19 protein-coding genes and 2 tRNA genes are annotated in these 22,607 nt (G+C 41.6%); 19 read left to right on the top strand and 2 right to left on the bottom strand.

Annotated features, from left to right (window positions below; all coding sequences use genetic code 11):
- Positions 1-238: 238 nt before the first annotated feature.
- The 8 genes from M2135_RS11560 to M2135_RS11595 all read left to right on the top strand — a co-directional run bounded on the left by M2135_RS11560 (position 239) and on the right by M2135_RS11595 (position 10,751).
- Entirely contained in the window at positions 239-1,252 is a 1,014-nt protein-coding gene (locus M2135_RS11560) for a hypothetical protein (RefSeq protein WP_280748666.1), read from the top strand.
- 42 nt (positions 1,253-1,294) lie between these two features.
- On the top strand, positions 1,295-2,107 hold the full coding sequence (locus M2135_RS11565; RefSeq protein WP_280748667.1) for an MIP/aquaporin family protein: 813 nt from the start codon (positions 1,295-1,297) through the stop codon (positions 2,105-2,107).
- Between the two features lie 30 nt (positions 2,108-2,137).
- Entirely contained in the window at positions 2,138-3,229 is a 1,092-nt protein-coding gene (locus M2135_RS11570; RefSeq protein WP_280748668.1) for a GTP-binding protein, read from the top strand.
- Positions 3,230-3,301: 72 nt separating this feature from the next.
- Complete coding sequence (locus M2135_RS11575) at positions 3,302-4,261, top strand: radical SAM protein (protein WP_280748669.1); 960 nt, start codon at positions 3,302-3,304, stop codon at positions 4,259-4,261.
- A gap of 377 nt (positions 4,262-4,638) precedes the next feature.
- On the top strand, positions 4,639-5,643 hold the full coding sequence (locus M2135_RS11580; RefSeq protein WP_280748670.1) for a histidine kinase: 1,005 nt from the start codon (positions 4,639-4,641) through the stop codon (positions 5,641-5,643).
- A gap of 1,188 nt (positions 5,644-6,831) precedes the next feature.
- Entirely contained in the window at positions 6,832-7,284 is a 453-nt protein-coding gene (locus M2135_RS11585; RefSeq protein WP_280748671.1) for a hypothetical protein, read from the top strand.
- Positions 7,285-7,310: 26 nt separating this feature from the next.
- Positions 7,311-9,248, top strand: a complete 1,938-nt coding sequence (locus M2135_RS11590; RefSeq protein ID WP_280748672.1) for an IgGFc-binding protein — start codon at positions 7,311-7,313, stop codon at positions 9,246-9,248.
- Between the two features lie 51 nt (positions 9,249-9,299).
- Entirely contained in the window at positions 9,300-10,751 is a 1,452-nt protein-coding gene (locus tag M2135_RS11595; RefSeq protein ID WP_280748673.1) for a PKD domain-containing protein, read from the top strand.
- 19 nt (positions 10,752-10,770) lie between these two features.
- On the opposite strand, the gene recO is transcribed toward M2135_RS11595, so the two are convergent.
- Positions 10,771-11,496, bottom strand: a complete 726-nt coding sequence (recO, locus tag M2135_RS11600) for a DNA repair protein RecO (protein ID WP_280748674.1) — start codon at positions 11,494-11,496, stop codon at positions 10,771-10,773.
- 54 nt (positions 11,497-11,550) lie between these two features.
- Here recO and M2135_RS11605 point away from each other — a divergent pair, with 54 nt between their 5' ends.
- The 11 genes from M2135_RS11605 (at position 11,551) to M2135_RS11655 (ending at position 19,582) form a co-directional block, all read left to right on the top strand.
- Positions 11,551-11,937, top strand: a complete 387-nt coding sequence (locus M2135_RS11605) for a DUF2721 domain-containing protein (protein ID WP_280748675.1) — start codon at positions 11,551-11,553, stop codon at positions 11,935-11,937.
- A 133-nt stretch (positions 11,938-12,070) separates the two neighbouring features.
- Positions 12,071-12,142 (top strand) — tRNA-Glu (locus M2135_RS11610).
- Between the two features lie 61 nt (positions 12,143-12,203).
- Complete coding sequence (gene rpsT / locus M2135_RS11615; protein ID WP_280748676.1) at positions 12,204-12,458, top strand: 30S ribosomal protein S20; 255 nt, start codon at positions 12,204-12,206, stop codon at positions 12,456-12,458.
- Positions 12,459-12,524: 66 nt separating this feature from the next.
- A tRNA-Glu gene (locus M2135_RS11620) sits at positions 12,525-12,596 on the top strand.
- A gap of 144 nt (positions 12,597-12,740) precedes the next feature.
- Entirely contained in the window at positions 12,741-13,256 is a 516-nt protein-coding gene (locus tag M2135_RS11625; RefSeq protein ID WP_280748677.1) for a DUF4833 domain-containing protein, read from the top strand.
- A gap of 17 nt (positions 13,257-13,273) precedes the next feature.
- On the top strand, positions 13,274-13,615 hold the full coding sequence (locus tag M2135_RS11630; protein WP_280748678.1) for a hypothetical protein: 342 nt from the start codon (positions 13,274-13,276) through the stop codon (positions 13,613-13,615).
- A gap of 47 nt (positions 13,616-13,662) precedes the next feature.
- Positions 13,663-14,172: a mechanosensitive ion channel domain-containing protein gene (locus M2135_RS11635; protein WP_280748679.1), complete on the top strand. Its 510-nt coding sequence runs from the start codon at positions 13,663-13,665 to the stop codon at positions 14,170-14,172.
- 175 nt (positions 14,173-14,347) lie between these two features.
- Complete coding sequence (gyrB, locus tag M2135_RS11640) at positions 14,348-16,303, top strand: DNA topoisomerase (ATP-hydrolyzing) subunit B (protein WP_280748680.1); 1,956 nt, start codon at positions 14,348-14,350, stop codon at positions 16,301-16,303.
- Positions 16,304-16,313: 10 nt separating this feature from the next.
- On the top strand, positions 16,314-18,089 hold the full coding sequence (locus tag M2135_RS11645; RefSeq protein WP_280748681.1) for a membrane dipeptidase: 1,776 nt from the start codon (positions 16,314-16,316) through the stop codon (positions 18,087-18,089).
- 58 nt (positions 18,090-18,147) lie between these two features.
- The gene (locus tag M2135_RS11650) at positions 18,148-19,149 is read left to right on the top strand and encodes a M28 family peptidase (protein ID WP_280748682.1); all 1,002 of its coding nucleotides are present in this window, start codon (positions 18,148-18,150) and stop codon (positions 19,147-19,149) included.
- A 4-nt stretch (positions 19,150-19,153) separates the two neighbouring features.
- Positions 19,154-19,582, top strand: coding sequence for a SufE family protein (locus M2135_RS11655; RefSeq protein WP_280748683.1), 429 nt, complete (start codon positions 19,154-19,156; stop codon positions 19,580-19,582).
- Between the two features lie 63 nt (positions 19,583-19,645).
- Here M2135_RS11655 and M2135_RS11660 read toward each other — a convergent pair whose 3' ends face one another.
- A complete protein-coding gene (locus M2135_RS11660; RefSeq protein ID WP_280748684.1) occupies positions 19,646-22,498 on the bottom strand; it encodes a TonB-dependent receptor in 2,853 nt (950 codons plus the stop codon).
- Positions 22,499-22,607 lie beyond the last annotated feature (109 nt).

Here is a 22,607-nt window from a genome sequence, read left to right on the forward strand (position 1 = left end):
TCATAGATAAAATCTATTAAAATTCCCGCAGAACAAGCTTTGTTTCGTTTTTAGGTTTCATTTTTTCGTTTTCATCGAAAAAGTGAAACACCCCAGTCTGATAATGTGCAAATTTGTGGTTGATAATTGGTTTAAAATAAGACAAATATAGATGTCTTGTTTTGAATATTTCTTTCTGATACCAATAACTACTTAATTGTTTAAGATGATGAAATTAGTAAAGAAAAGTTCTCTTTTTATGAAAAGATTATTCTTGTTATCCTTTTTGACAGTACTAATCCCTTCTGTTCATGCGCAGGATTTAAGAAATTTAGAGTTATCGGGTAGTCCGATTGTAGTTGTTTTTGCTGACTATACAGCCGGCTTAGGCAAAGCAAATGACGTCTCGGGGTTCAATCTGACCCGTTCTCGTTTAGGTTACCAGTTACAGATAGGGAATGCTTTGAAAGCAACAACCGTATTGGATATTAACGCGAATAGTGAAGCGATCCGTACAGTCAACTTCCATTATGTGATGCTCGAATGGGCATATAAGAACCTGACGCTTGGGGGCGGTATGATTGCTTTGGCTCAGTTTGGTGTGGCGGAGGCTTTTTGGGGAAGACGTTATATTGAGAAGTCATTTCAGGATCTGAATGGTTTCGGTTTTGATTCCGATCTGGGAGTTATAGCCAAATATAAGTTTGCCGACTGGCTAAGTGCTGATTTTTCCCTGACAAATGGGGAGGGTACGATGAAGTTGAATACCAACAATTCCAATAAGTATGCTTTAGGGTTAACCGTTCAACCGTTGGAAGGTCTTTTCATACGGGCGTATGGTGATGTTTTTACCCAAAGTGAAGATCTTTATCCGGCGTATGCATTGGCTGAAAACGCATCATTTAAGAGTCAGCGTACAGTGGCTGTCTTTGCCGGTTATCGGAATGAACACTTCTCATTGGGGGCTGAGTTCAACAAACAATTCAATCGTTCATTTATTGACGGATGTGATTATCAGGGTTATTCGGTATATACCGGTGTTCCGCTAAGCAGTAAGGTTGAGTTGTATGGCCGTTATGACTATGTGGATACGGATACTCCCGAAGGTATTACTTATGATTGGTTATCAGTTGCCAATAAGAATACACTTATTGCCGGATTGGAATATCATCCGATCAAGCAACTGTATGTTTCGCCCAATTATCGCTATATTGAACCTCTTTATGGGGATGGTTTTCACGCGATTAGTTTAAATCTGGGCTTTAGCTGGTAAATCGGCAGAATAGATTCATTCGTTCATTCAAAAATAACTTATATGAATTCAAAAGAACTTTTAGGCGAATTATTAGGCACATTTATTCTGGTGCTTTTTGGTTGTGGTTCTGTGGCTGTTGCGGTACTGTTCGGTGAGTATACCGGTATATTCCAGATCGGAATGGCATGGGGCGTAGGAGTGATGCTGGCTATTTATCTGACCCGGTATTTATCGTGTGCACATCTGAATCCGGCGGTGACAGTCGGTATGGTGATCAGCAAGCGAATGTCTGCCCGTAAGTTACCGGGGTATCTGGGTGCTCAGCTTATAGGTGCAATCATTGCCGGTTTTACAATCTACTTGCTTTTTTCTCCCTCTATTGCAGCTTATGAAAGTACTCATGGCATTGTCAGAGGAACCACCGATTCGATGCTGACGGCTAAAATGTTTGGTGAATACTATGCGATCCCTGGTGGAACTGCTGTTGTCTCCATGCCGTTGGCGATTGCAGCCGAAACATTCGGTACATTCCTGTTGGTACTGTTTATTTTTGCCTTGACGGAAGGGTGTAATGTCGGACGGCCCAGTGATGCTTTGGCACCGGTGTTTATCGGGTTAACGGTTGCTTCGATTATTTTCCTGATCGCTCCCCTTACACAGGCTGGTCTGAATCCGGCACGCGACTTCGGTCCGCGTCTGGTAGCCTGGATGATGGGATGGGGGAGTGCCGCATTTCCCGACAGTAACGGTGGGTTCTTCTGGGTTTATATTTTAGGGCCGGTTATCGGAGGAGTATTTGCCGCTTATTTCTTTGTGTATGTGGTCGAACCGGTGATGAAAAAGGAGTCAAGGTCTTGTGATTGTGATAAATAAAGAAAATAGTAATCATTTAGAATCAGAAATATGAAAACAACAAAATTAATTATTGCAGGTGGCTTTTTAGGAGCAGGTAAGACCACATTCCTTTGGCAGGTGGCACAACAGTTTATGCAACAGGGTTTACGTGTCGGACTGATTACCAATGACCAGGCTCCTGAGTTGGTCGATAGCGAACTGTTGGCACTAAACAACCTGCAAGTGGCAGAGGTGAGTGGCAGTTGTTTCTGCTGTAACTTCAATGGTTTTACCGACGCCATTCAGCAGATACGGGAAGAGGTGGCTGCCGATGTGATTATTGCCGAGCCGGTAGGCAGCTGTGCGGATTTGTCGGCGACCATTATGCAACCATTAAAACAGTACTGGAATCGTGAAGTGCAGGTCGCACCACTTTCTGTCTTGGCCGATCCTGTTCGTCTGGAAGCTATTCTGAATGGAGAGAATGGAGGATTACATCCGGATGCCGCATATATCTACCGCAAACAATTGGAAGAGAGTGATATCATCGTAATCAACAAAACAGACTTGCTGCATGCAGAGGAGTTGGATCGTCTAAAACAACAAACAGCGAAAACATTCCCAACGGCTACTCTTTTCACCGTTAGCGCCTTGTCGGGAGCAGGAATAGAAGCGTGGATCAAAGAAGTCACTACCGCTACGGAGGCCGGAAAACGGTTAGTCGATATGGATTATGATATCTATGCCAATGGCGAGGCTGTTTTGGGTTGGCTTAACGGCACACTGGTCTTGCGTGGTGAAGCAACCGATTGGGACGCATTTGCCAAAGCGTTATTGGCCGATCTTGCGTATATTTTCGACAATAATCAGTTGGCTGTAGGCCATGTGAAATTGATCGTAGAGAATGGTAAAAATTATATCGTAGGCAATCTGACCGGCTCGGCCGATACGGTTTCTCTTCGGGGTTCTGCGGGAAAAAGCGAAGTAGCCAAACTGATTGTCAATGCCCGGGTTGAAACAACTCCTGAGAATCTGGATCTGATCGTCAGGGAAACATTAGACCGAATGACCGGCGAAAAATGTACAACGGAAGTGCTGGCCTGGAGATATCTACAGCCCGGACGTCCTCAACCCACTCATCGGTTTACCGAGGTCGTCTAATCAAATAAAAGAGCCTGTTTGTTTTTCTTGTATTATCTTTGGAGAAACAAACAGGTATTAAATTTTGAAAGAATGAATGTATTAGCAAAAATCAGAAAAGGAGATTATACGTTAACAGAAGGGGAAGTTATCGAACTGCTGAAAATAGAGAATCTGAGTGATGATTTTTTTGAATTATTGGCGCTATCCAACCAGCTCTCCAGAAAAAAGTTCGGACAAAGAGGATATGTTTTTACCCAGATTGGCATTAATGCCGAGCCATGTCCGATCAATTGTGCGTTTTGCTCGATGGGAGCGGCCCATTATTCGATGGATTCACAATGGGAAAAGACAGCCGGGGAGATCTGTTCGCAATTAGCCCACTTGCAAAAAGGGTATTTTGATGATTTCTTTTTGATGACAACAGCCGATTATCCGCAGGACAAATTTCTTTCTGTCGGAAAAGCGGTGCGTCCGCTTTTGCGAAATGACCAAAAGTTGGTCGCCAATATCGGTGATTTTGATTTAGAGATGGCTCGCCAGTTAAAAGAAGCCGGTTTCACCGGAGTTTATCATATCAACCGGTTACGGGAAGGGGTGGATACAATGGCTGATCCGAAAGCGCGTGAGGCGACACTTCAGGCCGTTCAAGCCGCCGGATTGGAACTCTATTACTGTATCGAACCGATTGGTCCGGAACATACGTATGAAGAAATTACCGTAGAGATCCTGCGGGCACGTGATTTAGAGATAGCCGTGATGGCCGCAATGCGTCGAACGGCCGTCAAAGGAACCCCTTTGTATGAACGGGGACAAATTTCGGCCGTAGAACTGACTAAGATTGTGGCAGTAACCAATCTGGTTGTCAATCCTTCACGGGCGATGAATGTACATGAGCCGATACAGGCCGCACTGATGGCCGGGGTCAATCAACTCTATGCAGAGGTCGGAGCCAACCCTCGGGATACCGATAGTCATACCGAACAAAGTCGCGGATTCAATACCGAAGCCGCCTGGGGAATGTTGAATGAATTTGGATATGGGTATAAATAAACGGGATGTATTTCGTTTTGAGTAAGCTCTTTTTCGTTTTGGTCGGAAAAAGGAAGCGTGTACGGGAGGATTTGATAAATTTGAACGACAAAACCGGTTAACTATACATTGCAAAATCAATTTTATAATAAGTTTGTGTTTCGTATTCTCATGATGGAACTTTAATCAAAAACAGAAGCCTTAACGCAGAAAACCGGGGTAATTTAATTGGTGTATTACCCCGGTTTTTTCTGTCTGCCGAAAGACATAAAACCTCAATATCCTTTCTTTTTTCGCTTTTAATCTCTTTTTTTTCGTGTTCTTCGTTTGTTGCGTATAAAAAATCGTGATAATTACCTATTTTGCAGCAGAATTAATCATCCTCATTTAGAGTCGCCATGGATCTGTTAAAATATACATCAACAAAGCTTCTGGTTATCGCCTTTATTGGCGCCATTTTCATTATATATCCCAATATTGCCAGTTTGCCTTGGGAGTTGTCTTTTTTAGATGAGTCGCAGCATTTCAAGCATTGGGTGCAGTTCTTTTTCAGATATCTGTTTTTTGTTGTGTTTATCTGGTTTCTATTGCGTTATAACTTATGGAAGATCAAAGAACTTCCATTTAAGAATCGACTGTTTAAGACATTGTTGATCAGTACGCTGGCTTTTGTCCTGTTTCTGATTGTTATTTACTTCTGTTTTACGAAGAAGCTGCATTTTTCCATGGCGTTGTTTCAGTTCTCGGTCGTATGTATCATTTGTACATTTGTAGGGCATGTCTCGTTGTTGTATGCGGAGCAGATAAAAAGAGAGCAGGAGATCGAACGGTTAAAGACAGAAAATCTGCAAAGCCGTTACGATGCGTTAACCAATCAGATCAATCCACATTTCTTTTTCAACTCCCTGAACGGACTCTCTGCCTTGATCCGTAAGAAGGATGATATCAAGACTCAGGAGTATGTCAACACCTTATCGGATGTCTTTCGGTATATTCTTCAGAGTGGAAAGAAAGGGCTGGTGTCATTGAGTGAGGAATTGAATTTTATATACTCTTTTCAGTATATGATGGAAGTGCGGTTTGCCAATAAGTTGTCGTTTGAGATAGAGGTGGCAGAGGAGAAATTAAACCTTAAAATTCCGGTGTTGTCATTACTCCCGTTGATCGATAATATTGTGGTGCATAACACGATTGACAGTGAGCATAAAATGAATATACATATTTGTTTGAACGAACGCGATGAATTGGTCGTCTCTAATCCCGTCTATCCTAAGCTTATTCAGCCGGAGACCAATGGTACCGGTCTGAAAAATCTTGAAAACCGGTTTGCCCTCCTTCTGAATAAACAAATCAGAGTAGCGAACGACGATAATGTTTTTTATGTATACCTCCCTTTGGCATAACTAATAGAAGATTTTTACAGAGCTGATACCAATCAGATACCCATCTGTTTTCAATATCGAATCTCTTATTGAACAAATTGTCAAAATGTCAATTCAACCCCTTTTTAAAGCCATTATTTGGGTGAGGGGTGAGGCGCGTTTGTAAATATCGTCTTCTGATGGCGTTTGGCAAAAACAGAAAGCGTTTATTTTGCGACAAACGGTAGCTTGGTGAATGATTCGTAGAAAATGATGCCGATCATTTCGGCATCATTGTAACGTGATATTCCATTTGAGTAATAAATAGATATTTTGTTTTGTTTCAGTTTTTTGAGGCAATGAAAAGTGAATAAATGTAAAAACAGTCCGTTTTCTCTGTTTTCTCTTTACTCCTGAAAAATCATTACGATCCTTTTCCTGAATTATCTAAAAGATTTTTAAAATGATCACAATGATTGTTGATGCTCTTCTCAATGAAATTTGAAAATGATGTGGATGAAATGATGAAAAGTGGCTGTTTGACTCCAAAAAAAACGGGAATAATCGTGTTTTTGGCCTGAAATGAGTCGGAGTGAAGATTTGCGTGTTTTTTTAAAGGGTTGAAATGTGACAATATGTTATATTTTTGTTGTTTTTTGGTGTCTAAATGAATGTGTATTCGATCTGAAAACAGAGGGTTCAAATCGAAGAATATGTGAAGATGCAATATAGTGACCAGTGCTATCTGGGTTCCTCTCCTGGCCAGGAGAGGGGTACCGCCGCTTGCGGGGGTGGAGAGGTTGTGTTTTAAAGTTAAATGTCTATTACTAAAACACTTGCAATACTCTCAACCACTCCACCGCTGCGGGGCAGCGGTCCCCCTCGCCTGTCCAGGCAAGGAGCTGAGAATGTCCACTTACTAATTTTAGAATGTCCACTTGCTAATTTTGAAATATTCAAACATTACACAATATAAAGATCACACAAACTGTTCCCATCTTCCAATCTTACCCTACTTGATATTTATTCGTTATAACCCACCGTGAGTTGTGTTGGGATGAAAAGGTCAAACATCCAATCTGCTTGTAGCACTTTTTATGTGTTTGACCTTTGATTTTCAACAGATACAGTAGTGAACTGTGAAAAAATATGTATATTTGCCCTGTTTAAAGGATTAGAAAACATACTTTAAATAAAAATAGATTCTTTAACCGTTAATTATTAAAAAGAATGAAACAAATATCGTGTGTGTTAACCCTGCGCATATTTTTGGTCGCAGCATTTTTAACGACTACTCTTTCGGCTTATACGCAAGAGGTCAATCTAACAGGGAGTTGGGTGCTGGAAGAAGCTACCGTGTTAAAAATTACAGCTCCCGGCAATACTATTCCGGTAGAACTGAGTTCTGCCAGAGAGAAACTTTATGATGCATTGCCCGACAAACTTCAATTTAGTGGTGATATGCTTACCTTATCTTATTCGAGAATGGATATTGCTGGACAGTACCAGGTGCAAGAAGGCAAAATAGAATGCCCGTTTACAGCCGCGCCGATGTCGATGGTATATACTTTTGTAGATGGGAAACTACACTTGACACAACAAGTGGATTATGGCTTTAGGCAAAACGGTGTTTTGCTTTGGGAAAAATATCAGGTAGTAACTATTTATAAGATAGAAAGATGAAAAAAGATAGATCCTGTTTTAGACAAATGAGAACATTTTTTTTGATTCTGATCGCAACCACTTTCTCCCTCTCTTTATATGCGCAAAACAGTGCGACTGAGGGTAAAGAATTTTATGTGACGTTTACATCAAATAATGGCAGGACAGGTACTGCGGTAGATTGTCAAATCCGATATATAGTGGCTGAATCGTGTTATATTACCACTCAATACGGTGATGGCACCTATCTTGATAACAATGTGTTATATACGCCGGGCGTATATACAAAAGATGTGGATAAGGATAAATGCTATATTGAGGTTGCTTCTTCCGGATCATCTAATGAAATACTGAAAATAACTTCAACCAAAAATATCGGGGTTTATGCGATTAACCTTTCTTCGGCAACGACTGACGCGACTACCGTACTGCCCATAGAGGCTTTAGGTACTCACTATACCAATATTTCTAATGCAGGCGTACAACGCCTTACTATTATACCGCCTACACCGGGTACTGTTTTTACTATTAAAAATTCTGCAGGAACGGCAGTTGCTTCCAATATATCCCTTACGGGAACTGACAAAGAATATACCTATTATTCATCTACCGATATGACCGGATATACGGTTGAGTCCGATTATCCTGTAGCCGTATTCGTTTCAGCACAGTGTGGCTCGCCCGTTACAACTGGCGGATGTGACCACAACTTCGAGCAGATCTTCCCAACCAATACCGCAGGAAAGAATTTCTTCTTGTGGAATCTGAGTCCTATGTATGAAAATTCATCGACCAACACACAGGATCAAGTAAAAATTTTGGCTTTGGAAGATGGGACGGTCATTCAAAAGAAAGTGGGGGCTACCACCACAACAGTTAATCTGGATAAACATGGAGTGAATACATTTAAGTTAGACACGGCTGTTCGTGTGGATAATTCTCTGGCTCCAGTTCAATTGATTGCAGATAAACCGATTATTGTCGGGCATTATTTGGGGTATGCGCCTACCATCAAATGGTGGGCTCCAGTGGAGCAGCGTATCACGCAAGCTGTGCTTACGCCGTTTGTTCCTACGACTGCGAGTGTAATCAAGCGTCATCAATTAGATATTATGATCCCTGCCGGATCTGCACAAAATATGATTGTAAGGGAAACACGTAATGGTGTCACAGTCAATGTGACACCCACGTTCTATACCAACACTACTGATCCGAATTATCAGCTTACTACTCTGCACTACGCACAATCGGATAATGTGTTGATCGAGCTCGTCAATCCTTCCGGATTTGTTGCTTATATGACAGGTTATGGTCCTGCTGAATCGTATATTATCACGGCTGGTGCGGGCGCATTCGACCTGCAGACCTACTTTACGGTACAAACCAAAACCCAGCCGTATACCGACACCTATTACACCGCGACCACTGAAGCGACGCATTCATTCGAAGATGGCGACAATCTCAGTATCAAACGAACCATTGAAAAGCCGTTTTCATCGGTGAAATGGTTGGTTAACGGAACACAGTATACGGTCACTGAAAATACAAATATCAATCATTCACTGACCATCCCTTCGTCGGCACTGAGGGTGGGAGCAAATACGCTTACCATGTCGGTACGTTATAACGGAACGACAGCCGACTCTCTATATGTCGGATCGGTGTGGAAAGCGAATCCTGTTTTTGAAATTACGCCGAATGATCCGGAGGTCTGTATCGGTAATACACAGCGGTTGACCTGTGGTTTTACCCTTTCGGGAACAACGACCTATCAATGGCAATCCAGTCCGAACCGTTCTACCTGGACGGATATCCAGGGCGCAACATCGAGCCATTATGATCTGGTCAGCCGTCAACGGGGAGTTGTCTATTATCGTGTCGTATTATCCAACGGCTCGCAAACGGTGTACAGCGAACCGGCGCGCGTTAAAGTGGTCTCTTGTTCACTGCCGGTGAACCATAATACGAGTGTGATGGGGTATTGATGAAAAAATTAAACAGTATTTTAAACCGTTATATAGTCAACAAAAATGATAATGAGGAAATATTTATTTGTTTTTTTAGCGATTGCAGCCGTCTTTGTTAATACGCAAGCACAAAAACAGGCAGGGCATTGGTATTTTGGTAGAAACGTAGGACTTGATTTTATTAACACACGAACTGTTAACGATAAGAACGGTGTGGCTGTTGATGGTATGCCAACATTAGAAGTAGGTCCGATTTCTACCAATGAAGGTTGTTTTACCTTGTCTGATGCGGATGGAAATTTAATTGTTGCCTCAGATGGGATGAAAGTGTATAATAAAAATAAGACTCAAATAGCATCAGGCTTGAATGGAAATACATCAAGCGCTCAGTCCGGAATACTTATTCCATATCCTGAAACTCCCGGGAAATATTTTATTATATCCAATAGTTGTAAAATTCTTTATTATAGCATCTTTGATGCGAATGCGAACGGAGGTTTAGGTGAGGTTACAAATATTAATACTCTTGTCCCACAGACGACAGTAACGCAAGGTCAATTATATGAAAATGTAACTTCTCAAATTCATGCCAATGGGAAAGACTATTGGTTGTTGCACCGATGCGGGCCTTATCTGTTTTCCTGGTTGATCACTAAAAATGGCATGCCTTCTGCTCCTACCGTAATAAATAATATACCGGGAACGGCATATCCAGCAGGAAAGTCAAGTCAGGGATATATGAAACTTTCTCCTGATGGAAAGAAAATTTGTCATACAATGTATGATGGACAAGAGGTTTTCTTTGCTGATTTTGATAATGAAACAGGAGTTATTAGTAATGTGATTATACGCAAATTTACTATGATGACTGCGGGATTTTATAGTTTGGAGTTTTCGCCTCAAGGGAAAAATTTATTTTTATCTTATCTGAATACACCTCTTTATGTTATTCCGGTTGACGATTTTGAAACAGCGGCTCCTACTCTTATCAGTAGTGAATTAGGTACATGTCAGACTGGTTCTGATGGGCGGGTTTATTCAATCCAGAGTTCAGGTAGCAGCACGTATCGATTTGGGGTTATTACGAACCCGGATGATGATATAAGCAGTCTTAATATACATGTTTTTGAGAATTTTTTAAATGGTTCTGGCGCTATTTGGGGATTGCCTTCTTTTGCTCCTTCCTGGTTTAATGTCTCATTGGATGGTGACGACTCGTTTTGTGAAAATACACCGCAGACATTTAACGTGACTATATCAACAAGTCCGGGTGCTGACGCCGTTTCGCATACCGAATGGGATTTTGGTGATGGTAGTCCCATTATTACTGATACAAATATCAGCGGAACTCAAAGCCATACGCATACTTATGACAAGAAAGGTGTATATACCCTTACGGTAAGGGTGTTCCGCCAAGCCGATGGTGCGGAAATCACGAATCAACGTCAACGATTCAGTGTAAAAGTAGCTTCTTGTGTGCTGCCGGTGAATCATAATATCTCTGCTATGGAGTTTTATTGAGTGGGTGTTGATGAGAGTTTCAATCAAAAATCGTTTGTAATACGGAAAGAGATTTGATTTCCGGAAAATCAGGAAGATGAAGCCGGTAGTAGTCGAAAATATGTTCGATTATTACCCGGCGTTCTTTTCTGGAAAAAGCATAGAGCGACATATTCTCAAAGCTGATCCGTAAGAGACGGGCAAAAAAAGTACTTTCCGCCGGGTTTAGAAAATGACGATGTGAAGGAGGATGGGGTGCGAATACACCGTTTTGTAGATCAAAGTAGAATCCGGGTCTGTAAGCGTCGCCATTGGGGTGGATGCCTAAATGGTTGAGGAGCCCTAACAGGAACACCAGGTGAAAATTGGCAATTCCCTGATTTTCGTTTTCCAATAAATGAATGGTTTGGTATAAATAGTCGAACAATCTCTGGTCGGCTTCTGTGTTTTTGATGACCCGGAACAGTACTTCGGCCAGAAACAGAGCGACTGTGTTTTTGATGGGGTTGATGTATAGTGAGGTTGACGGATAACACGATTTGGCTTCCCGGATGCGTTGTAGGTCGCGCTTGTGGAGATGTTCTACTTCCATCTCCAGTACCGACAGGGGCATAAACAACGCTTTAGATACGACGCTTTTCTTGCCATGGTGTTGTGTGACCATATAGGAGACACGACCAAAAGCTTCCGTATACATATATATAATGGCGTATTTGTCGTTGTAAGGGATCGAATGAAGGACGATCCCACGTGTTTTACTCAGCATAATTCCTATCTTTGTGGGGTAAAGATAGTGAAAGATAAACAAACAGCTGGAATTATGTTGGATCTGACTACACCCTCTTTGTTGTTTTCGGCCATATCGCTGATTTTATTGGCGTATACCAATCGTTTTATTTCGTATGCCAGTGTGGTACGTGCGTTAAAGGAGCGTCATCAACAAACCCAAGATCCCAAAGATATTGCTCAGATCGCTAATCTGAGGAAACGGTTACATCTGATTCGTTTGATGCAGATATTGGGTATTGTCAGTTTATTGTTTTGTGTATTGGCAATGTTCTTTATTTATATCTCTTTCCAGTTGATCGCTGCTTGGATGTTTGGGGTGGCGTTGATTTTATTGGCGATTTCGTTGGGGGTATGTATCTGGGAAATAAATATTTCCGTTAAAGCGTTGGAGATTCATCTGGAGGATATCGATCAATAGCTAAAATAAATTCAGGGTATAAAACGAATTTTTCTTTAAAATGTTTTGGTAATTTATTGGGAACGTCTATCTTTGCAGTCGCAATCGGGAAAGGTGTTTTTTAGATTGCTAAAAGTGAGAACTTTGACAATTTGGCCCATTCGTCTATCGGTTAGGACGCAAGATTTTCATTCTTGAAAGAGGGGTTCGACTCCCCTATGGGCTACGCAATTAATTGACAATGGGCAATTGACAATTAGGAAGATAATTAAAAAGATAAATAGAAAATGGCAAATCACAAGTCATCACTTAAAAGAATCAGACAGACAAACACGAGACGTTTGCATAACAGATATTATGCCAAAACGGCAAGAAATGCAATGCGTGTATTGCGTGCTACTGAGGATAAGAATGAGGCTCAGGCATTGTATCCGCGAGTTTGTTCCATGTTAGACCGGTTGGCTAAGAAGAATGTTATTCATAAGAATAAAGCGGCTAATCTGAAGTCTAAATTGGCTAAACACATTCAGAAATTAGGATAAAAGGTACTTTACTTTTACGATAAAGTGGAGCCGGACTGATCATAAGCCCGGCTTTTTTGAACCTATGGCCCATTCGTCTATCGGTTAGGACGCAAGATTTTCATTCTTGAAAGAGGGGTTCGACTCCCCTATGGGCTACAAAATTTAATTGACAATGGTGAATTGACAATTGAAGAGACTACGCGATATAAAATTACTACGCTGTTTTACAACTTATTTTTTTACCTCCCCCGACTGTTTGAATGAGAAATCGTATCTTTGTCGATTCTTGAATGAATTGATATGAGAAAAGATCTTTTGTTTTTTTTATATTTATCTGTACTCGTTTTGCCTTTCCGGTTGGTTGGGCAGGATCAGACCTATCCGACGCCTTCCCGTTTGTTTTATATTGAGCGGAGTAAAAATAAAAACCTTGTTTGTTATGACGTCCAATTAAAAGATGGACAACTTGATGCGAAAAATCCGATGAGTGTTTATTGGGTAAACCGCGAAGAATCCCCTGGCGAGAAAAAGGAATTAAGTGCGATACAGCGGCGATTAGCTTATGGATATAAGGTCGTTTCTCAGGAGGAAGATAGGATTGAGGTTACTTTGAGCGCTTACCCGGGAAGAAATCTATCTATTCAGCGACTTGATGGAAAATATGTTTGTGTTTTGTTGATTGACAATCAGCTGTCGCAGCTTCAGTCTCTTTTTGTGAAAGCAAAGGAGGGTAATTCGCTCAGTGTGGAATATGTTGAATTGCGCGGAGTGGCTATTGCAACGAAAGATGTTGTTGTTGAACGGGTTAAAAAATAGTCGACTCATTAACACTTATGAAGAAGATCGATAAAAAAGTATTTCTGTATAGCGGTTTGATGATACTGTGTGCCGCTTTCTTTGTGAGAGGGCTTGGTGTGCCTTCGCTTTTTTTCTGGATATTGTTTGGTTTGGCGATCTCGCTGAAGGGGCTTTTTTTAGTTGATGTTTTTCGTGAAAAGGGTTTTAAGCCGACGTTATGGTTGTTGTTGATTGTGGCAGGGGTCGTATTGATCTGTATCTCTGTCTTATTTAAAACCGTATTCCATCTCCCTGTTTTACGGGATGTTCTTTTCTATATGGCAATCGCTCTGAAGTTAACCGGACTTCTCTTCATGCTTTTCCAACGGAAACAATAACTCTGTTTTGAGAATCTGTATCTTTGTACGAAAAAAAAGGAGTCGTTATGAATGTATATATACCTCAAATAGTCGCATCTGGGATTGCGGTCGTTTTATTGCCCCTGTCGAGATATGTTTCTTACAAATTGATCGTGAAATACGGACAATTGATTCAGATGCCGCAACAGCGGATCTTGCAGGTGAAACAAGTGGTGTCTATTCTTTTAAATATACTGTTTATCTTTACGATAGCTATTGTTTGGGGCGTGCAGCCGCATAACATACTGTTGGGATTGTCGTCTGTTTTTGCGGTGATAGGGGTCGCCTTTTTTGCACAGTGGTCGATTCTGAGTAATATAACGGCAGGTCTGATTTTGTTTTTTACGGCTCCGTTCCGGGTAGGCGACCAGATTCATATTATTGATAAAGACATTCCAATCATTGCAACGATAGAGAATATCCAGACATTTTATACCCATATCCGGACAATCGAAGGGGAGTTGATCGTTATACCCAACAACCTATTTTTACAAAAGATTGTTTCAGTGAAAAAAGGAGTGGATTCCGTGCAATAAATAGTCCGGTGATTTGGTGGAGTGGATTTCGCTATGTGGTTATTTTTAAGTATATTTGCAGAGTATAGGATGCGCCTTAACATAATTCAAGCAAGCTTGATTCTGTGTTCGGCTTTCACTATATTTGTTGGATTTTTGAAAACAGGTAATTATTGATTAAAACAGGAATAATTTCATGAGTGAAGAATTAAGAAATACTAACGGAGAATATTCGGCAGACAGTATTCAGGTACTTGAAGGATTAGAGGCGGTACGTAAACGGCCGGCCATGTATATTGGCGATATCAGCGAAAAAGGTCTCCACCACTTAGTATATGAAGTCGTTGACAACTCTATTGACGAAGCACTAGCCGGTTTTTGTAAAAATATTGATGTAGTTATCAATGAAGATAATTCGATAACTGTAACCGATGATGGCCGGGGTATTCCGGTAGATTATCATGAAAAAGAAGGAAAGTCGGCATTGGAAGTCGTTCTGACCGTACTGCATGCCGGTGGGAAATTTGATAAAGATTCTTATAAAGTATCCGGAGGATTACACGGGGTAGGGGTCTCTTGTGTGAACGCTTTGTCGACTTATTTAAAAGCGGAAGTTCGCCGTGACGGGAAAGTCTATATGCAGGAGTTTTCCTGTGGGAAAGCATTGGGTGATCTCCAAGTAACCGGAAAATCTGATGCAACCGGTACGCGGATTACATTTAAACCGGATGATTCTATCTTTATTGTCTTAGAATACAAATACGATATTCTGGCTACGCGTTTACGTGAGTTGGCATTCCTTAATGCCGGGGTCACATTGAAATTGACAGACAAACGTGTTCAGAAAGAAGATGGTAGTTACAAGTCGGAGATTTTCCGATCGGAAGAGGGACTGAAAGAGTTTGTCCGTTATATTGACCGTGCCAAGGAAAAACTGGTACAGGATGTGATTCATATTGTTACCGAAAAGAATGGGATTCCTGTGGAAGTTGCCATGACTTACAATACATCGTATAATGAAAGCGTGTTCTCTTATGTGAACGATATCAATACGATAGAAGGAGGTACGCACTTGGCGGGATTCCGTCGTGGGTTGACCCGGACGTTGAAGAAATATGCCGAAGATTCCAAATTACTGGAAAAGGCAAAAGTCGAAATCCAGGGTGATGACTTCCGTGAAGGATTAACTGCGGTTATTTCTATAAAAGTAGCTGAACCTCAGTTTGAAGGGCAGACCAAAACAAAATTGGGGAATAGTGAAGTAACAGGCGCTGTAGACCAAGCTGTCGGAGAAGCGTTAGGTTATTATCTGGAGGAACATCCGAAAGAGGCCAAGATCATTGTCGATAAAGTGATTCTTGCCGCACAAGCACGTCAGGCAGCTCGTAAAGCACGTGAATTGGTGCAGCGCAAATCACCGATGACGGGAGGTGGACTTCCTGGTAAGTTGGCCGATTGTTCATCCAAAGATGCTGCTGAATGTGAATTATTCCTTGTCGAGGGAGATTCTGCAGGTGGAACAGCCAAGCAGGGACGCGACCGTATGTTTCAGGCTATCCTACCCTTGCGTGGTAAAATCCTGAATGTGGAAAAAGCGATGGATCATAAGATCTTTGATAGCGAAGAGATTCAGAATATTTATAAAGCTATGGGGGTGACCATCGGTACCGAAGAAGATCCTAAAGCGTTGAATTTGGATAAACTTCGTTACCATAAGGTGATTATCATGACCGATGCCGATGTGGATGGTAGCCATATTGCCACATTGATTCTGACATTTTTCTTCCGTCGTATGCGGGCGCTGATTGATAATGGTTATGTTTATCTGGCTACTCCTCCGTTATATCTCTGTAAGAGAGGGAAAAATGAAGAGTATTGCTGGACGGAGCAACAACGTCAGGCGTTCATTGATAAATTTGCTGCCGGAAACGAAAACCAGGTACATACCCAACGTTATAAAGGTTTGGGAGAAATGAACGACCATCAGTTGTGGGATACCACCATGAATCCGGAGAACCGAACACTGAAACAGATCACGATTGAGAACGGTTTTGAAGCCGATCAGATATTTTCTATGTTGATGGGAGAAGAGGTGGCTCCTCGTCGTGAATTTATTGAAGAGAACGCAACTTATGCGAAGATAGATGCATAAATAAACAATCATGAACAGACAGGTCCGTCGTCCGAATTTAGAGGCCCTGTACAGGGAAGTCGATCACTATATACCTGCAAAAGAAAACTATCGACCTCCCCGTATAGGAATCTCCGCTAACCGGAAAGACGGACTTTCTTGTATTGCCGAGACCTATATCCAATCCATATTAAAGGCTGGTGGAGTCCCACTATTGATACCGGTGATGACTGATCTACCGGCATTGACTGAAATTGTATCCCATATAGACGGTCTTTTGTTAAGTGGCGGTGGAGATATCAATCCGCTTTATTTATCTGATGAACCTATTCCTCAATTACAAGATGTTGATACATTTAGGGATGAGTATGATCTAATACTTATTCGTCTGGCTTCCAACCGGCAAATCCCGATCATGGGAATATGTCGGGGACATCAGATGTTGAATGTTGCCTTTGGCGGAAGTATTTATCAGGATATTCATTCACAGATAGATTATGAGTTGTTGAAGCATAGCCAGAGTCTGTCGCGCGAATACCCTTCCCATTCGGTTTTTCTGGAAAAGGGAGAGACAAAACTCCGTTCCATCTTGAAAGAAGAGACTGTCTTGGTGAATTCCTTTCATCATCAGGCCATTAAAGAAATTGCTCCGGGGTTTATCTCAACAGCAACGGCGCCGGACGGTATAAATGAAGGCATGGAACATCCTGAATTACCGATATTGAGTGTGCAATGGCATCCGGAGGCAATGACATCCAATGCAGACGAATTGATGCTTGAATTATTTCGTTATCACGTACAACAAGCCGTATACTTCCATAAGGCCAAACAAATACATCATCGTATTTTAACCATCGATTCACATACCGACACGCCGATGATCTTTCCTGAAACGTTTAATTTAGGGGAGAAAGAAGGAGGAAAAGTAAATCTTCCGTTTATGGAGGAAGGTTTGATAGATGCTGTTTTTATGGTGGCTTATATCCCACAGGGAGAGAGAGATGAGAAAGGGTTGAATGATGCAACCGCCTATGCTATAGAACGCTTAAAGCAGGTCAAATATCAAGAGCAATTAAACCCTCAACGAATGGGAATAGCCTATACAACAGATGATCTTATTCGATTGAAGCAAAACAATCAGAAGGCTGTTGTCCTGGGAGTAGAGAATGGGTATGCCATAGGGAAGGAGTTGAAGAATCTCCGATTATTTAAAGAGATGGGCGTTTCTTATATCACATTATGTCATAATGGAGATAATGATATTTGCGACTCGGCTCGGGGAAATAACGAATGGGGAGGATTGAGCCCTTTGGGTAAAGAGGTGGTTAAAGAGATGAATCGTTTGGGAATAATGATCGACCTGTCTCATGCTGCGGAATCGACTTTTTATGATGTCTTGGCGGAAAGCAAACAACCTGTTATCGCTTCACATTCATCTGTCCGTGCACTTTGTGATCATCCGCGGAATTTATCTGATGACCAGCTGAAAGCATTAGCTGCGCATGGGGGTGTGGTTCAGATCTGTTTGTATAAAGGATTTATAAATAAAGAAGAAGATAAAGCCTCATTAACCGATGTGATTGCGCATATAGAGTATGTGATCCGATTAGTCGGAGTCGATTCTGTCGGTATCGGATCCGATTTCGATGGCGATGGTGAAGTGCTCGGATGTAGTGCGACGAATGAACTGATCAATATAACCGTTCGTTTACTGGAGAGCGGTTACAGCGAAGAAGATCTACGAAAAATCTGGGGCGGCAACATCATGCGTGTATGGCGACAGGTACAAGATGCAGCACAGAAATAATACATTATTCTTTTGTTTCTTTTTACTTCCCACTATCTTTGCCGCATAAATAAAGAATATGATGAATACATTGAAAACATTTTTTTTCCTCACAATATGTCTTTTATTCTCTTGTGGGAATAAACAGGTTTCAGAGGATCAGACTTCTGTACAATCTGTTCAACCGACAGTCGCTTCCATTGCACCTGTTTTTAATGCGGATAGCGCTTATACCTATGTGGCTAATCAGGTCGCTTTTGGTCCCCGTGTCCCAAATACTCAAGCACATAAAATGTGTGGCGACTATCTGGTGGCCGAACTGAAACGCTTTGGCGCCCAGATCTACGAACAAGAGACTACACTGGCCGCTTATGACGGAACTTTGTTGGATGCACGTAATATTATCGGGTCTTATCATCCGGAGAATAAGAAACGTGTATTACTGTTTGCCCATTGGGACAGCCGCCCCTATGCCGATGAAGATCCTGATCCGGCCAATCATTATACGCCTATTGACGGAGCAGATGACGGAGCGAGTGGAGTAGGAGTATTACTGGAAATTGCACGTCAAATCAATCAAACAGATCCGGGAATCGGCATTGATATCATCTTTTTTGATGCGGAGGATTATGGGCCTCATCGCTTGGCTACTCATCGTGGCAATGGCTTCTGGGCGTTAGGCTCACAGTTCTGGGCAAGGCGTCCGCATGTGGCTAACTATAAAGCCGAATATGGAATCCTACTGGATATGGTTGGTTCAAAAAATGCTACTTTTTATAAAGAAGGAGGTTCTATGTATCATGCTGCGCCAATTGTGGAGAAAATATGGAATGCGGCCCGTAATTTAGGGTATGGGAAATATTTTATTAATATACAGGAAGGATCAATTATGGATGATCATGTAGCCGTCAATGAAATCCTTCACATACCAAGTGTCGATATTGTTAATTATGATCCGGAGAACCCGAACGGTTTTGGTGACTACTGGCATACAGTGAATGATACAATGGAAAATATCGACCGTGAGACATTAAAAGCTGTTGGACAGACAGTTTTAGAAGTAATCTATACGAATAAATGAAGAAATGACTATTAACGAAATACAAGACCAGATTATCGAAGAATTTTCAGTCTTTGACGACTGGATGGATAAGTATGCCTTACTGATCGATTTGGGAAATTCTCTTGCTCCATTGGAAGACAAATATAAAACGGAGAGTAACCTGATCGAAGGTTGCCAGAGTCGCGTTTGGCTACATGCAACTTGTCAGGACGGTTTGATTCATTTTCAGGGAGAGAGTGATGCTGTAATTGTAAAAGGCATTGTATCTCTTCTGATACAAGTCTTATCCGATCATACCCCACAAGAGATCTTAGATACGGATCTTTATTTTATTGATGCGATAGGTCTGAAAGAACATCTTTCGCCCACCCGTTCCAATGGGTTGGTATCCATGATCAAACAGATGCGGATGTATGCATTGGCATTCAAAGCCAAGGAAAATAATCATTAGAGTCATTCGATAAAAGAGGAAACCCCGTAAAAAGCATATATACTTTTTACGGGGTTTCTTCTTTTACATTCTTCCCGGAGGAGGTCCGCCCGGACCACCCGGTTCACGTCCACCGCCCGGTCCACCGCGACGCATATCATTCATACTTGCTCCACCTTTAAATATACTGAATCGATAGATGAAGTGTACCATGAAATAGCTACTTAAAGTGTTGTACTGAACAAATGAACTGCCGGTAGAAGACACATTATAGGAATAATTGAGGCGTTGTTTAAGTATGTCGTATATCTTGAAACGCAATGTGGCCTGGTTCCCTTTCAGGAACGATTTAGAAGCCGAAGCATTCCAAAGCACAACATCATCCTGATAACCTTCGTCATATCCCGAAGTACTTGTCCATGAAATGTCACTTTCAATCTTGAAGTCATAAGGCAGATAAACTGTCATATTACCTCCTACACCATAGTCAAAGACCTCCCTGTTGTTGGTCCCGTTGGTATTCCGGCTATTGTTATAACGTATATTGCCATTGATTCCTAAATCGAGATAACTTGAGCGAAAATCAATACCGGCACGTTCCTGCAATACCAGGTTTTTATTCACATTCAGGCTGTCCAAAATCTCATCGTTAGCCTGTCGATATCCGGTAAGTGCCTTGCTGTTGCCGTATGAAGCCATGGTCATGGTATTGATCGTGAATTTTTTGTTTTTCAATGGTGTATTCATAATCACACGAAGATTTCCGTTATAGTTGCCATTCATATTTTTATAGGTGGTGGTTCTGTTACCGGTACCTCCTCCTTCATTAATACTATAACTGATAATATCATTGATGGTATAACTTCCGTTAGCCATAACGATAAATGCTAATTGCTTTTCAGGCTCGAAACTTTGATAACGGATCGACATATTGTTCACATATCGTGGTTTCAGATCAGGATTACCAACCACTATATTCGTCAACTGTGAATAATCGGGCACAGGCATTAACTGAGTCATCGAAGGTTGACTCACTCTACCGTTGTAATCAACTCGCAGGTTGCTTTGTTTACTGAAATTATATCTTAACTGAGCCATTGGAGAGACATTGAAAACGCTCCGGCTCATTTTAAATAAAGTCGTATCTCCGATAAAATTTTCACTGCTGTTATACGACGGGTCAAAATTGACACCCAATGTATAATTGAATTTCTCACGAATGGATTTGAAACTCAAACTAATCCGTTGATTAATGAAATTGTTCCGATAATTCTTGGATTGCAATGTGTCGATCTCAGTATAGTCGCCTGTTTCAATATTTTGATTATAGGCATTTTTCAATTGCTCTTGTTTGCGTTGATTGATGCTATAGGTCAACTGCATAAAATTATTCCGACCCAACGGCTCTACCCATGAAAGATAACCTCTATAGTTAAATCCGGTGTTCTCATTTTTAACCCGTTGTTCCAGCAGGATATCATCGGTATTGGTATATTCCACATTGTTATATGTGTCTGAATTGGAATCCGTGTCACTAACTCCTCCTGAAAAGGAAGCACTTAAGATACGTCCGTCATCATTCAAACGACGGCTGAATTCCAGTTGTCCGTTGATATCGAACCCATCACCCTTCGAGTGGTTCCTGGTCTCTTGTGTTTGGAGCAGAACACTGTCTCTATCCCAACCCATGGAAGAACCGTTGGATATCCGATTAGTCTGACTATAGCTGAAGTTAGGCCGGAAGAGCAACGTTGTTTTATCGTCAGGTTTCCATTCCAAACGGAAATTGGCTCCGAAATTATCACTTTTATTGTTGCTATAGTTATCCCCTTCTTCAAAGGCGACTTCATCCCTGTTGTTTTCACTGTTGTAGTTGCTGATCGCTTCATTATCTGAGTGCGAATAGCGGGCATTACCTCCGAATGTTAGTTTGGGGTTGATCGCTTTGCTGAAATTCAATCCTGCATTTCCGGAAGAAGTGATTCCGTTACCGGCACCAAAGCCGCCACCGCCACCCATCATCATACGGCCGCCACCACCACCGCCGCCTCCCATACCGGAGAACATCGTAGAGGCCAGATCAGTAAATCCCATATTATTCGTATTATTCAATCCACCCATAACGGAGATCTGATCGTTGTTGACAAAACGGTTGACCATCATATTTCCTTCGTACCGGTCTTTACTGCCATAACCTCCGTATGCGTTTCCAAACCATCCCGATTTCATCCCGGGTTTCACCGTTAAGTTGATAACCGTTTCCTCCTCTCCATCGTCAAAGCCGGTCATACGCGACATCTCGCTTAAGCGATCCAGTACCTGTACCTTATCGACCATATTGGACGGTAGATTCTTGGAAGCCACTTTCGGATCATCCGTAAAAAACTCTTTTCCGTCGACCAATACTTTTTTGATCTCTTTGCCATTGACCGTGATCTTTCCTTCACTATCGACTTCCACACCTGGCATTTTCTTTAACAGGTCTTCCAGCATGGAACCTTCTGTGACCTTAAACGATTCGGCATTATATTCGATCGTATCGTTGCGTACCACCATTTCGGGCGCTTTCCCGGTAACAATCGCAGCGCCTAACTGAATCGCTCCGTCCGTCAGTTCCATAGTGCCCACATTGACCGGATTGGTACGTCCCGAAATTTGCAACGGCTGGTATAAAGGTTCGTATCCGACAAATGAGATATGCAATAAATAATTGCCTGGTCGTATATTGTTCAACGCAAAATTACCATTTGCGCTACTGGCGACACCTCCAATAAAGGTACTATCATTCACACTTAATAGGCGAACAGTTGCCTGTTCAATAGGTGTATTATTACCCGCCTCAACTACTTTACCCGTCACTCTTACATTTTGTTGCGCGGAAGCCGCAAAAGAGAAGAGCGTCAAAAACAACACAAAAAGGTATCTTCCAATTTTCATAATAAAAATGCTTTACTTGATTTAAGTACGAAAGGATAGACCGGAATTAACAGTTTAAGTTTAATGCCGGGTTAAATCATTTACATTTATTAACGAAACGGAGGATTTC

Source organism: Parabacteroides sp. PF5-9 (assembly GCF_029893105.1).
Classification (GTDB): domain Bacteria; phylum Bacteroidota; class Bacteroidia; order Bacteroidales; family Tannerellaceae; genus JARXWG01.

Bases quoted from the DNA above. Each gene is read 5' to 3' on its own strand.
- M2135_RS11560 (WP_280748666.1), top strand. From the start codon at position 239: ATGAAAAGATTATTCTTGTTATCCTTTTTGACAGTACTAATCCCTTCT.
- M2135_RS11565 (WP_280748667.1), top strand. From the start codon at position 1,295: ATGAATTCAAAAGAACTTTTAGGCGAATTATTAGGCACATTTATTCTG.
- M2135_RS11570 (WP_280748668.1), top strand. From the start codon at position 2,138: ATGAAAACAACAAAATTAATTATTGCAGGTGGCTTTTTAGGAGCAGGT.
- M2135_RS11575 (WP_280748669.1), top strand. From the start codon at position 3,302: ATGAATGTATTAGCAAAAATCAGAAAAGGAGATTATACGTTAACAGAA.
- M2135_RS11580 (WP_280748670.1), top strand. From the start codon at position 4,639: ATGGATCTGTTAAAATATACATCAACAAAGCTTCTGGTTATCGCCTTT.
- M2135_RS11585 (WP_280748671.1), top strand. From the start codon at position 6,832: ATGAAACAAATATCGTGTGTGTTAACCCTGCGCATATTTTTGGTCGCA.
- M2135_RS11590 (WP_280748672.1), top strand. From the start codon at position 7,311: ATGAGAACATTTTTTTTGATTCTGATCGCAACCACTTTCTCCCTCTCT.
- M2135_RS11595 (WP_280748673.1), top strand. From the start codon at position 9,300: ATGAGGAAATATTTATTTGTTTTTTTAGCGATTGCAGCCGTCTTTGTT.
- recO (WP_280748674.1), bottom strand. From the start codon at position 11,496: ATGCTGAGTAAAACACGTGGGATCGTCCTTCATTCGATCCCTTACAAC.
- M2135_RS11605 (WP_280748675.1), top strand. From the start codon at position 11,551: ATGTTGGATCTGACTACACCCTCTTTGTTGTTTTCGGCCATATCGCTG.
- rpsT (WP_280748676.1), top strand. From the start codon at position 12,204: ATGGCAAATCACAAGTCATCACTTAAAAGAATCAGACAGACAAACACG.
- M2135_RS11625 (WP_280748677.1), top strand. From the start codon at position 12,741: ATGAGAAAAGATCTTTTGTTTTTTTTATATTTATCTGTACTCGTTTTG.
- M2135_RS11630 (WP_280748678.1), top strand. From the start codon at position 13,274: ATGAAGAAGATCGATAAAAAAGTATTTCTGTATAGCGGTTTGATGATA.
- M2135_RS11635 (WP_280748679.1), top strand. From the start codon at position 13,663: ATGAATGTATATATACCTCAAATAGTCGCATCTGGGATTGCGGTCGTT.
- gyrB (WP_280748680.1), top strand. From the start codon at position 14,348: ATGAGTGAAGAATTAAGAAATACTAACGGAGAATATTCGGCAGACAGT.
- M2135_RS11645 (WP_280748681.1), top strand. From the start codon at position 16,314: ATGAACAGACAGGTCCGTCGTCCGAATTTAGAGGCCCTGTACAGGGAA.
- M2135_RS11650 (WP_280748682.1), top strand. From the start codon at position 18,148: ATGATGAATACATTGAAAACATTTTTTTTCCTCACAATATGTCTTTTA.
- M2135_RS11655 (WP_280748683.1), top strand. From the start codon at position 19,154: ATGACTATTAACGAAATACAAGACCAGATTATCGAAGAATTTTCAGTC.
- M2135_RS11660 (WP_280748684.1), bottom strand. From the start codon at position 22,498: ATGAAAATTGGAAGATACCTTTTTGTGTTGTTTTTGACGCTCTTCTCT.